This is a genomic window from Salegentibacter maritimus, assembly GCF_016236915.1.
Lineage (GTDB): Bacteria > Bacteroidota > Bacteroidia > Flavobacteriales > Flavobacteriaceae > Salegentibacter > Salegentibacter maritimus.
In genome coordinates, this window is sequence record NZ_JAEHOK010000011.1 from 126,967 (window position 1) to 139,130 (window position 12,164).

Genomic DNA, 12,164 nt, shown 5'->3' on the forward strand with positions numbered 1-12,164 from the left:
ATTTGCTGAAATAACTTACACAAAGCCGGCAATTTAAATTTCAAAAAATATAAGACTTAGTTCTCAAAAAATAATTGCTTAGATTTGACCGTTTAAACATATAGACTAAGCCTGACTAAACTGAAGTAAAATTTCTTTACTTTAGATGGGGCTAATTTGTATTTTTGCTCAAAATCCTTCCAATTATTTATGGCCAAAAAGAAAACCAGGACTAAAACAAATACCGGGAAAAAATCAACTAAATTTTCCTTTAAACTTAATAGGCAACAAAAGGTAGTTTTAGGCAGCTTCTTTATGTTGTTCGGCCTGGCCTTAAGCGTTGCGTTTATTTCTTTTTTATTTAATTGGGAAGTAGACCAGAGCGCACTTGGTAAGTTCACTAATAGAGAAGTAGAAACCAAAAACTGGCTTAGTAAATTTGGAGCTTCAGTTAGCGACTTTTTTATGTATCAGGGATTTGGTATTGCTGCCTTTATTTTTTCAATTTTGGTAAGCTACAGCGGGTTCCATCTTTTTCTTGGAATTAAATCTACCAAATTAAGGGAATCCTGGTTTTGGGGAATTTTAGTTATGCTCTGGTTAGCAATTTTCTTCGGTTTTTTTGCTGCTACAAATCCGCTTTTAGGCGGAAGAATTGGTTTTGAAATGAACGACTTTCTTCAGGATTACCTGGGCTTCTTCGGCACCATTTTACTGTTATTCTTCTTATTTATCGCCTATTTAAGTTTAAGGCTAAAATTAACACCCGAACTAATTGGGGGTTTTGTAAAGTCTAAAAAAGAAAGTCTCAACAAAGAATTTCAAACAAACAAAACAGAGGTATCGGCTACCGATGAAGAAACCGACTGGAAAGAGAAAGTAGTCCCAAAACAGGAAAAAACTTACGAAGACACTACTACCGAAATAAAACTGGAAACCAGCACCCCTAAGGAACAAGCCCCTACTACTTCTCCCTCTTTAAAAACTGAAAAGAATGAAGATCCCGGTGAGGTAGCGATGGAAGTGGAAACAGCCAGAGAAGAAGAAATAGAAGAAGATAAGATTAGCAATAAAATAGTGAAGGATTTTGGAGAGTTCGACCCTACCCTGGAGCTAAGCAATTATAAGTTTCCCACCCTGGAGCTACTTCAGGATTATGGAGGTGGCATTACCGTAGACCAGGAAGAACTGGAAGAACATAAAAATCGTATTGTAGAAACCTTAAAAAACTATAAAATTGAGATCGCTCAAATTAAGGCTACGGTTGGCCCCACGGTAACTTTATACGAAATTGTACCAGAAGCCGGGATTAGAATTTCCAAAATTAAAAACCTGGAAGACGATATTGCGCTTTCCCTTTCTGCATTGGGAATTAGGATAATTGCGCCAATTCCCGGTAAAGGAACTATTGGTATTGAAGTTCCCAATAAAAACTCAACCATTGTTTCTATGCGTTCGGTAATTGCTTCTCCCAAATTCCAGAATGCCGAGATGGAATTGCCAATGGCTTTGGGAAAAACCATTTCTAACGAAACTTTTGTGGTAGACCTGGCCAAAATGCCGCATATGCTTATGGCAGGTGCCACCGGGCAAGGTAAATCGGTTGGTTTAAACGCTATACTAACCTCCCTACTCTACAGTAAACATCCCGCGGAAGTAAAATTTGTATTAGTAGATCCAAAAAAAGTAGAACTTACGCTTTTTAATAAAATAGAGAGACACTATTTGGCAAAACTCCCAGATTCCGGAGATGCTATTATTACCGACAATACCAAGGTAATAAATACACTGAATTCACTTTGTATAGAAATGGACGATCGTTACGAACTCCTTAAAGATGCTATGGTTCGTAATATAAAAGAATACAATATTAAATTTAAAGCCAGAAAATTAAATCCGGAGAACGGCCATAAATTCCTACCATATATTGTGTTGGTAGTAGACGAATTTGCCGATTTAATTATGACGGCTGGAAAAGAAGTAGAAACCCCTATTGCCCGTTTGGCACAATTGGCGCGTGCCATTGGTATTCACTTGATTATTGCTACACAAAGGCCTTCGGTAAATGTTATTACCGGTATTATAAAAGCCAACTTCCCGGCCAGAATCGCCTTTAGGGTAACTTCAAAAATAGATTCCCGAACCATTTTAGACGGCCAGGGAGCAGACCAGCTTATTGGTCGTGGAGATATGCTCTTTACACAGGGAAATGAATTAAGAAGATTGCAGTGTGCCTTTGTAGACACTCCCGAGGTAGATAAAATAACAGAGTTTATAGGCTCTCAAAAAGCTTATGCACAAGCACATCAACTTCCCGCTTATGAAGCAGATGAGAGTGGCACAGGTGTTGATATAGATGTTAGCGAAAGAGATAAGCTCTTTAGAGAAGCTGCCGAAGTGATCGTTACCGCTCAACAAGGATCGGCTTCTTTGCTGCAACGAAAATTAAAACTGGGCTACAACCGTGCCGGCCGAATAATAGACCAATTAGAGGCAGCGGGGATTGTAGGACCTTTTGAAGGTAGTAAAGCCCGACAGGTTTTAATAACCGATCTTGCTGCTTTAGAACAATTTTTAAATGAAGAATAACACATCTTTAAATACTAAAATGAAAAATTTAATTTTTATTACACTTGCTATTTTCACCCTTAACCTTCAGGCCCAGAACTCTAAAAAGGCTGAAGCCCTACTTAATGAAGTCTCTTCAAAGGTAAAAACCTACGACAATATGGTAATAGATTTCAAGTATAGCCTTCAAAACAATGCTGCTAATGTAAATCAGGAAACACGAGGTGATGTTAGCATTAAAGGAGAGAAATATCTATTAAACCTTATGGGAACTACCCAAATGTTCGACGGGAAGAAAATCTACACTATAATTCCCGAAGATGAAGAAATTAACATCTCTACTTATATAGAGGAAGAGGAAAATAATATAACTCCCTCAAAAATGTTTAGCTTTTATGAAGAAGGTTATAATTATGAAATGGACGTTGCTAAAAATGTAAATGGACGCAATATTCAATATGTAAAATTAACACCTAAAGACAGTGATGCCGAGGTAAAGAATATCTTATTAGGAATAGATAGCCAAACCAAAAACATCTATAATCTTATACAAACACAAGCTAACAACACACAAATAACTATTACTGTAAAAAGCTTTAAAACCAACCAGGAACTGGCTAAAAATCTGTTTACCTTTGAAGAAGCCCGATACGAAGATTTTTACATCAATAGACTAGATTAAATTGAAAATACTAGACCGGTACATACTCACCAGTTACTTAAAAACTTTCTTTTCAGTTTTTATAATTCTAATGTTCATCTTTGTACTCCAAACCATTTGGTTGTATATAGGTGAACTGGCAGGAAAAGATTTAGATACAGAAATTATCCTAAAATTTTTGCTCTATTTTTCTCCAAAACTGGTACCACTGGTTTTACCACTTACCATCCTGCTTACCTCTATAATGACCTTCGGTAATTTTGCCGAAAATTATGAATTTGCAGCTATGAAATCTTCCGGGATTTCCCTGCAACGGGCCATGCGTGGTTTAACGGTTTTTATTTTACTGGTAAGTGTAACCGCTTTCTTTTTTGCTAATAATGTTATCCCCGCAGCAGAATATAAATCTATTAACCTTCGGAAAAATATCGCCAAGCTAAAACCGGCAATGGCCATTACCGAAGGTGTTTTTAACGATTTGGGAACCATAAATATTAAGGTTGAAGACAAAAGTGGCGATAATGGCCGGTATTTAAGCGATGTCATTATCCATAAAAAACCTGCCAATAGAAGCGGAAATTTTACCGTTATAAAGGCTAAGGAAGGAGAATTGGCAGGAAGTACAGATTCTGACGTGCTTTCCCTGGTTTTAAAAGATGGTAATTATTACGATGAAGTTCAAGCCTCAGATTATTCCAAAAGAAGGGATAAACCTTTTCTGAAAAGCTATTTTGAAGAATACACCATTAACCTGGATCTTTCTGATTTTAACAATGTAGACCTGGAAGATGAAAGTTATAATAATACCCAGGGCATGCTTAATATTTCAGAACTTCGCCAGAGTATAGATTCTTTTGCCATTTCGCACAATGCAAAGAAAAAAGCCCTTACCGCCAATATGTATCAGCGTACAAGTTTTGATAATATTGAGGTAAACCTAAATCCTTCAGATTCTATTAAAGAGATTGAAAATACCATTTTAGAAGAGTATGATACCTACCAAGCAATACAAATAGTTAGTTTAGCACTTGGATCTGTAAATGGGGCGCTCTCACACCTTAACATTAAAAAATCTGAATTAAAAAATTCAACGAAAAAACTGAACAAATTTGAAATAGCCCTGCATGAAAAATATGTATTGGCCGTTGCTTGTATAGTACTCTTTTTTGTAGGGGCACCCCTGGGGGCCATTATTAGAAAAGGAGGTATGGGCCTACCTATGGTGGTTGCCATTCTACTTTTTCTAACCTATCATTTTATAGGAATTTTTGCTAAAAATAGTGCTGAAGACGGTAGCATTAGTCCGTTTATTGCTACCTGGCTATCCACGCTCATTATGCTACCACTTGGTGTTTATCTCACCTACCGGGCTACTACAGACCAGGGCTTGTTTGCTTTCGATAATATTACCGAGCCTATAAGAAAACTGCTTAAAAAAGCCGGCATAATTAAGCCAAAAAGAAAAATAGATTAGATATCTTTGCAGGTCAAAATAACACACAACATGGTTCAGGAAACGACTACCCAAAACAACCTTAAACTTCACAGTATAAAAGAAGCTATAGACGATATCCGTGCAGGAAAGGTAATAATTGTGGTAGATGATGAAGATAGAGAGAATGAAGGAGACTTTGTAGCAGCTGCCGATAAAGTGACCCCGGAAATGATTAATTTTATGGCTACTCACGGTCGCGGACTTATCTGTGCCCCTATTACCGAAAAACGCTGTAAAGACCTGAAACTGGAAATGATGGTAAGTAATAATACCGATCCTATGGAAACCGGCTTTACCATCTCTGTAGATTTAAAGGGTAAAGGTGTTACTACAGGAATTTCAGCTTCAGATAGAGCTAAAACTATCCAATCACTCATAGACCCCGAAACAAAACCTACAGACCTAAACAGGCCCGGACACATTTTTCCACTTAAAGCCAAAGAAGGCGGTGTATTAAGAAGAACAGGCCATACCGAAGCTGCTATAGACTTTGCCAGACTTGCCGGTTTTGAACCTGCTGGAGTTATTGTAGAGATTATGAATGAGGATGGAACTATGGCAAGACTGCCACAGTTAATGGAAGTTGCTCAGAAATTTGATCTTAAAATTGTTTCAATTGAAGCCCTGGTTGCTTACAGAATGCAACACGACTCACTTATTGAAAAAAAGGAAGATTTTGACCTGGAAACCCGCTTTGGGAAATTTAGGTTAAGAGCCTATAGACAAACCACAAACGGCCAGGTACACCTTGCATTAACAAAAGGAAGCTGGAAGACCGATGATGAAATTCTTGTTCGCATGAATTCTACTTTAGTCAACAACGATATTCTTGGCACCCTTACCAATAATGCCGATAAAAAGTTAGATAACATGTTTAAGGCCATTAATGAAGAAGGTCGAGGTGCTATTGTTTTCATTAATCCTGCTGTACAATCCCTAAATTTATTGCCCAGACTTGCCGAACTAAAAGAAAGGCAGAAAAAAGGCGAAGTAAAAGCTCCGCCTATAAATATGGACAATAAAGACTTTGGTATTGGAGCTCAGATTTTGCACGATTTAGAAATTCACAAAATCAAGTTACTTTCTAACAGCCAACACACAAAACGTGTGGGTATGATTGGTTATGGGCTGGAAATTACTCGATATGCCAATTATTAATTCATTTCAATAATTACATCTTCTAAAGGCCTACGTACTTTTTTAAAATCTGAGAACATGTCGTCTTCTGCGCGATACCCTACCGGTAAAGCCAAAACCGATTTTAAATTATGGGCGTCTAAATTTAGAAGCTTATCATATTTTTCGGGCTCAAAACCTTCCATGGGACAGGCGTCTATCTCTTCGGTAGCACAAACAGTAAGTAGCGTCCCCAAACTTAAATAAGCCTGATTTAATGCCCAGGCGTGAATTTCTTCCTCTGCTTTAGACTCAAAGCTGGCCACCAAAGACTTTTTAAAAGGATCTAAAATTTCATCTGGGGTCTCGCGTATTTGTTTTACTCGTTTAAAATATTGTTCTATAAAATGTTTATCAACTTTCTTTTCTATACAAATTACCAACACATGCGAAGCGGTATTTAGCTGCTGTTGCCCCCAGGAAGCACTTTTCAGTTTCTCCTGAAGCTCTTTATCCCTAACTATTACCAATTTTAAAGGTTGCAGACCATAAGAAGTTGCCGTAAGGTTAAAAGCTTCTTTTAGAATAGCTATTTTTTCAGAAGAAAGTATTTTCTCTGGATTAAACTTTTTAGTGGCATAACGCCATTGTAAAGCTTTAATATTTGTCATCTCTTAAAAATTCTTTTAATAACGCCAAAGGTAAACATTCACCTTCATTGCTTAAAGTATCTACAATAAATTAAACATATAGGTAAACTATTATTTTTTATCTTCGTGTCATAACAGGTGAAGCCTATGAAGCTTTTAAAAAAAATAATCCTTGGGTTTACATTTTTTGTAGTGCTAAGTATCCTCATTATATTTGGATTGGAAGCTTATATTAAAAAGGAAACTTCAAACCTCATTTATTCTGAAATCACCGAATTACCGGAAGCTAAAACAGGAATAATCCTGGGCGCAAGTGTACATGCCGATGGTAAATTGTCACCTATTTTAAAAGATCGCGTAGAAACCGCCTATAAACTTTACAAGCTTAATAAAATTGAAAATTTCTTAATAAGTGGCGATCATAGAACTAATGATTACGATGAAGTTAATGCAATAAAAAATTATCTTCTCAAAAAAGGGGTTCCTTCCAGAGCTATTACCTTAGATCATTCTGGATTTGACACTTATGATAGTATGTATAGGGCCAGTATAGTTTTTAATACTGAAGATGCTATTGTAATTACCCAAAAATTCCATTTACCCAGAAGTATTTATATCGCTAAAAAACTGGGGGCAAATTACAAAGGTTTTGAAGCTACTCCTGTTGCTTATACCTCTTCAGAAACTATTAAACGCAGGGAACAACTGGCTAATTTTAAAGCTATTTGGGAGCTTCTTATCAAACAAAAACCTACATCATTAGAAAACCGATTTGAGTAATTTTTTGGCGTTTTTTTTATACCTTTATTATATTAATTAAAACACCTAACACATGATGCAATGGGTAGTTCATATTATAATTGATGCCTTAGTGCTTCTTGCTGCTGCCAATATAATGCCTAAAGTAAAGCTTAAAGGCTTTAAAACGGCAATTATTGTAGCAATTATTATAGGCTTACTCAGTTTTCTTTTAAGTTGGGTGCTCACTCTACTACTAAATGTAGCTACTTTTGGTATTTTTTACTTCCTGGGATTGGGCTTTATAACCCGGGTTATTGCCTACGCCATTATTATTGAAATTGCAGATCAGTTTAGTTCTGATTTTAAAACCGAAGGCTTTCTCCCCTCTTTATGGCTGGCAGTTTTTATAGCCCTTGTAGGTGGGATTGTAGATGCAATACTTTTTTAAGGAGATAGATACTATTTTTCAATCAATAAATCCGGGCTTACTTTCCATCTTAGTTTTGCTTCATTATATATCATAAAAACTTATACCGCTAAAAGTACATTTGATGTTTTCTTAACTACTCTACATTAGTAATCCCTTATATTTGCAGCTTAAATTAAGGCTATGATAAAATTGATTATTACCGATATGGACGGAACCTTGTTGAACGATCAACATGAAATTCACCCCGATTTTTGGGAAATAGAAGAATTGCTTCATAAAAAAGGAGTTATGTTCTCGGTAGCTAGTGGACGTCAATTTTATAACCTGGAAAGCAAATTCGATAGAATAAAAGACCGAATGCTCTTTTTTGCTGAAAATGGAACGCACGTGGTTTATAAAGGAAAAGATCTTTATGTGAATTCCCTCGAAAAGTCTGCTGCTCTAGATTTTATTAGAAAAGGAAGAGAACTTCCTGAAACTTACCTGGTGCTTTGCGGAAAAAAATCTGCCTATATAGAAACTAAAGACGATAGCTTTTATAACGAAATAAATAAATTTTACAAAAAAATTGAAAAAGTTGAAGACCTCACTGAAGTAGATGACACTATTCTAAAAGTAACTTTATGTAACTTTAATGGTGTTGAAGAACACACCTACCCTCATTTTAAAGAACATGAAAACGAATATAAAGTGGCCATTGCAGCCCAGGTTTTTATAGATATTACCTCACTAACCGCAAATAAAGGAAACGCCATAAGTGGAATCCAAAAAGATTTGAATATATCACCCGAGGAAACCCTGGTTTTTGGCGACTATCTTAACGACCTGGAAATGATGCAAAACGCGAAATACAGCTACGCAATGAAAAACGCACATCCAGAAATTATTAATGCCAGTAAATACATAACTACTTACTCCAATAATGAAAATGGCGTTTTAAAAACCATAGAGGAGTTAGGTTTACTTAAAGAAGAATATGCTGTAAAACACTAAGCTTTAAAAGCAAACCTGGATTACATACCCCAGGCTTGTTTGAAAGTTTAAAACAATTTCCTGTGTAGATTTTAGGGTAATTTATTGTCATTTACCTCAATCCAATAGCCATCGGGGTCTTGAAAATAAATTTGTCGAACTCCGTCTGGTCTATCGGTAAAGGTGTTTTTTTCACCATCTCCATTTTCAAAAGCAATATTGTTAGCTTTTAGGAATTCCATAAATTTCGTGAGGTTTTGAGTATCAAATGCCGAGTGCACACCTTTATTTTTCTCTACAACAATATCACTCTCCACCAAATGTACCTGCACTTCATTATCTAACTTAAACCACTTTATGTGATCTCCAAGTCCGGCATTATCTATTTGCTCCAGCCCTAAAATATCTCTATAAAATGGCACTGAGACCTTTAAATCTTTCACTCTAATAGTATCATGATCCTTTTTAAGCTTATCAGGATTTTCAGGAGATGTAGCTGCAAATAATATGATTACAGCCGAACTTAGATTTTTCATTCTTATTTTTTTTTTGAAAATAGTCATAAAGAACATCTTTCCAAAAAAAATCTTTAAAGTGCTACAGGATATTTAAAGTAATATAGAGTAAATTACCTCGTATAAGGCATTAATTAGAAATTTTTTTCGAGCCAAGCCTTGAGGCTACGACAACTATCGGGATAAATTTTAATTATCAAATAAATCATCTTGCCGATATTCTATGAGTATTTAAGCTCCATTTTGGAGCAAAACCAAATAAGGCCAAATTCGTTGTAAACTTAATCCAAAACTCAGGTTAAACATTTAGTACCGATTTCAAAAAACCGTAACTTGGCTTTGCAATCCCAATAACCAACTATGCTATATATATTATATAATCCGAAGGATAGAGAGAAAATGGAAGAGGATATTTTTCCATTGTTGGAAAATACCGAAAAAGAAATTTTAAGTTATCCTGAAACAGATTTAAAGCTAGATGATAAAGCTACTATAGTTACCTATTTAAGCGATGAGCACTTAAGGGAGTTTTTACCAAAAGCAGCAGAACAAAACCTAAAAATTGCTATTTTACCGCATCCGGAAAACACCTATACCACTAAAGGTTTAGGTATTTCAAATGACCCCGAAAAAGTTATCGAGGAAATTTTAAATAATGAAGAGGTGCACAAACTGGATATGCTCTTCTGTAATGAAACACCCGTATTTCAATCGGTTAATATTGGCAATGTATTTATTTTTACCGAAGAACATCAAAATAACAATGTATTTCGGGAGGTTCTATCTTTTTATAGGAATATAAGACGTTTATCTTCTTTATCCCATAACTCTTATGAAATATCCTCTGAAGATGAGAAGGTAATACACACATCGGCATTAGGAATAGTTGTCGTAGAGCACGCTCTTAGCTCTGTAGTGGCCAGAAGGTTGGTTTCCGAGAGCTCTTTAAACGATGGCATGTTTAATGCACTTATTATTTCTCCTACCAATCTCGTACAGTTAATCTGGTTTTTATTACGCAGTTTAGTTCCCTTCGGAAGGCAGCTGGATAAAACACCCTCGTTTATAGGAAGAATAAAAATTAACAAACTTAGCATAAAAGATAAGTCTACTATTGAATTTACAGTAGATGGCGAAAAAGACCAGGCAGAACTCATAACTTTTCGGGTCGAGCCAGAATCATTGTGCTTAACCCAGTCCAGTAAGTATACCTCAGAGAAAGATGAAGTTAATCTTAAAAAAAGTATTAAGATAAATACCCTGCCAACCGGAGAAAAACGCGAAGAGTTGACCAAACGCAGCCTTCCTATCTACCCAAGGGCTACTACCGAGGAGTTTCAGGAATTATTTAAGGTATTACGAGAGAACTCAAAAACTACTTCTGTTTATGTAGTAATGATGATTTTATCTACCCTAATCGCAACATTTGGGCTTTTTGGAGACTCTTCTCCCGTAATAATTGGTGCAATGATCCTGGCTCCAATTATTTCCCCCATTGTTTCTTTTGCTATGGGTATGGCTAGGTATGACAAAAGGATGCTAAAACAAGGAGTCATTACTATTCTGATAGGAACAGGCGTTTCTTTATTATTTTCAGCCGGGGTAAGTTTAATTATACCAATTAAACTAATCACTTCTGAAATAGACGCAAGGCTTTCCCCTACTCTACTAGATATGGGAATTGCTGTCGCATCGGGAGTAGCTGCTGCCTATGCCCATGCCAAAGAAGGTATTGCAAAAAGTTTGGCAGGTGTTGCTATTGCCGTTGCCTTAGTACCTCCACTGGCGGTTGCCGGTATAGGAGTTGGCTGGTGGGACTGGCAGGTTTTCTCGGGAGCATTTTTACTATACCTAACCAACCTGGCCGGTATTATTATGTTTGCGGGAATCACCTTTCTGGTACTTGGGTTTGCTCCATTTAAAAGAGCTAAATTAGGTTTAATCTATACTTTAATCTTAATTGGAATGGTAATGATCCCCCTATCACTTTCTTTTAACCGAATTCAAAAGGAAGCAAATATTACCAGAAGTTTAGAAGGTGCAACCCTTAACGAACTTGTTATTAGAAATGTAAAAGTAAGATTTAGCACGCCACTTAATATTTCACTTACGCTTGTAAGCTCAGATAATCTAAAAGGGGATGAAATAAGGGAAATTAAAAAGAAAATAGAAGAAGATATTGGCGAACCTATTAGACTGGAAGTCATCCCGGCAAGAAGATTTGAATAATAATTGGTAAACGCCTAAGGCAAAGAATTATTAATTAATCTTATAAGGAATGCCTAATAGTGAATTAAAAAATTAAAAGCATTGAAATTTAACATCCTATCTAATTTGCGTTAAGCTTCTGTAAAAAACCAGAATTAATCATCTATATTTTTTGAATCACAATTACGTATTTATAGATTGCGAACTATTCTAAAACTATAAACAACAATTATGATTAAGTCAAAGAAAATTGCAGGTTTATTATTTGCTTTTGCCCTTTTTAGTACAGCAAGTGTTTTTGCTCAAACCCAGCAATTACCGCAACAACAGCAGCAAGCTGTAGAAGTAGATGTTAGCGACGAAGAGCTTTCTAAATTTGCCGATGCTTACCAAAGAATTAGGATGGTAAACCAAAAAGCACAACAACAAATGGCAAAAAAGGTTGAAGACAGCGGGTTTGATATAAAACGTTTTAATGAAATTCACCAGGCTTCTTTAGACCCAAATACCGAAGGTGATGCCACCGCCGAAGAAAAAAAGAAGCATAAAGCTGTAATAGCGGAAATTGAAAGCATGCAAGGTAAGTTCCAAAAAGAGATGGAAGGAGCTATTGAAGAACAGGGGCTTGAAGTAGCACGGTATGAAAAGATAGCTATAGCGCTTCAAACCGATACTGAATTACAACAAAGACTACAAAAGTTAATGCAAGGATAATTTCTAATAATATTAGAATTAAGCAAAAAAGGCTGCCTTTTCCGGGCAGCCTTTTTTTATGTTTATTTTATAATCTCTTTTTTGGCATAAGCCTATAAGCTTGGTATATTTTAGT

11 protein-coding genes are annotated in these 12,164 nt (G+C 36.0%); 9 read left to right on the forward strand and 2 right to left on the reverse strand.

The features are described 5' to 3' along the window. The first annotated feature begins 189 nt into the window (after positions 1–189). Genes I6U49_RS10110 through ribB form a run of 4 tightly spaced genes read left to right on the forward strand, consistent with a single transcriptional unit; the run spans position 190 to position 5,861 of the window. Entirely contained in the window at positions 190–2,568 is a 2,379-nt protein-coding gene (locus I6U49_RS10110) for a DNA translocase FtsK (protein WP_198628584.1), read from the forward strand. A gap of 19 nt (positions 2,569–2,587) precedes the next feature. Next, positions 2,588–3,229, forward strand: a complete 642-nt coding sequence (locus tag I6U49_RS10115; RefSeq protein ID WP_198628585.1) for a LolA family protein — start codon at positions 2,588–2,590, stop codon at positions 3,227–3,229. Between the two features lies 1 nt (position 3,230). Continuing rightward, positions 3,231–4,682 (forward strand): LptF/LptG family permease, encoded by a 1,452-nt coding sequence (locus I6U49_RS10120; RefSeq protein ID WP_198628586.1) that lies wholly within the window; start codon positions 3,231–3,233, stop codon positions 4,680–4,682. A 30-nt stretch (positions 4,683–4,712) separates the two neighbouring features. Continuing rightward, on the forward strand, positions 4,713–5,861 hold the full coding sequence (gene ribB / locus I6U49_RS10125) for a 3,4-dihydroxy-2-butanone-4-phosphate synthase (protein WP_198628587.1): 1,149 nt from the start codon (positions 4,713–4,715) through the stop codon (positions 5,859–5,861). On the opposite strand, the gene I6U49_RS10130 is transcribed toward ribB, so the two are convergent. Continuing rightward, positions 5,858–6,490, reverse strand: coding sequence for an NAD(P)H-dependent oxidoreductase (locus I6U49_RS10130; protein ID WP_198628588.1), 633 nt, complete (start codon positions 6,488–6,490; stop codon positions 5,858–5,860). The genes ribB and I6U49_RS10130 overlap by 4 nt on opposite strands. 126 nt (positions 6,491–6,616) lie before the next feature. Here I6U49_RS10130 and I6U49_RS10135 point away from each other — a divergent pair, with 126 nt between their 5' ends. From I6U49_RS10135 to I6U49_RS10145, 3 genes are all read left to right on the forward strand, one after another. Further along, a complete protein-coding gene (locus I6U49_RS10135; RefSeq protein ID WP_198628589.1) occupies positions 6,617–7,249 on the forward strand; it encodes a SanA/YdcF family protein in 633 nt (210 codons plus the stop codon). A 52-nt stretch (positions 7,250–7,301) separates the two neighbouring features. Then, positions 7,302–7,658 carry a phage holin family protein gene (locus tag I6U49_RS10140; RefSeq protein ID WP_193710763.1) on the forward strand — a complete coding sequence of 119 codons (357 nt, stop codon included), beginning with the start codon at positions 7,302–7,304 and terminating at the stop codon, positions 7,656–7,658. 162 nt (positions 7,659–7,820) lie between these two features. Next, positions 7,821–8,633, forward strand: coding sequence for a Cof-type HAD-IIB family hydrolase (locus I6U49_RS10145; protein ID WP_198628590.1), 813 nt, complete (start codon positions 7,821–7,823; stop codon positions 8,631–8,633). 71 nt (positions 8,634–8,704) lie between these two features. Here the strand turns inward: I6U49_RS10145 and I6U49_RS10150 are convergent, their stop codons facing one another. Further along, the gene (locus I6U49_RS10150) at positions 8,705–9,148 is read right to left on the reverse strand and encodes a VOC family protein (RefSeq protein WP_198628591.1); all 444 of its coding nucleotides are present in this window, start codon (positions 9,146–9,148) and stop codon (positions 8,705–8,707) included. 339 nt (positions 9,149–9,487) lie between these two features. Here I6U49_RS10150 and I6U49_RS10155 point away from each other — a divergent pair, with 339 nt between their 5' ends. Together I6U49_RS10155 and I6U49_RS10160 are read left to right on the forward strand one after the other, a co-directional pair. Then, the gene (locus I6U49_RS10155) at positions 9,488–11,356 is read left to right on the forward strand and encodes a TIGR00341 family protein (protein WP_198628592.1); all 1,869 of its coding nucleotides are present in this window, start codon (positions 9,488–9,490) and stop codon (positions 11,354–11,356) included. Between the two features lie 210 nt (positions 11,357–11,566). Continuing rightward, entirely contained in the window at positions 11,567–12,049 is a 483-nt protein-coding gene (locus I6U49_RS10160; RefSeq protein ID WP_193710757.1) for a DUF4168 domain-containing protein, read from the forward strand. Positions 12,050–12,164 lie beyond the last annotated feature (115 nt).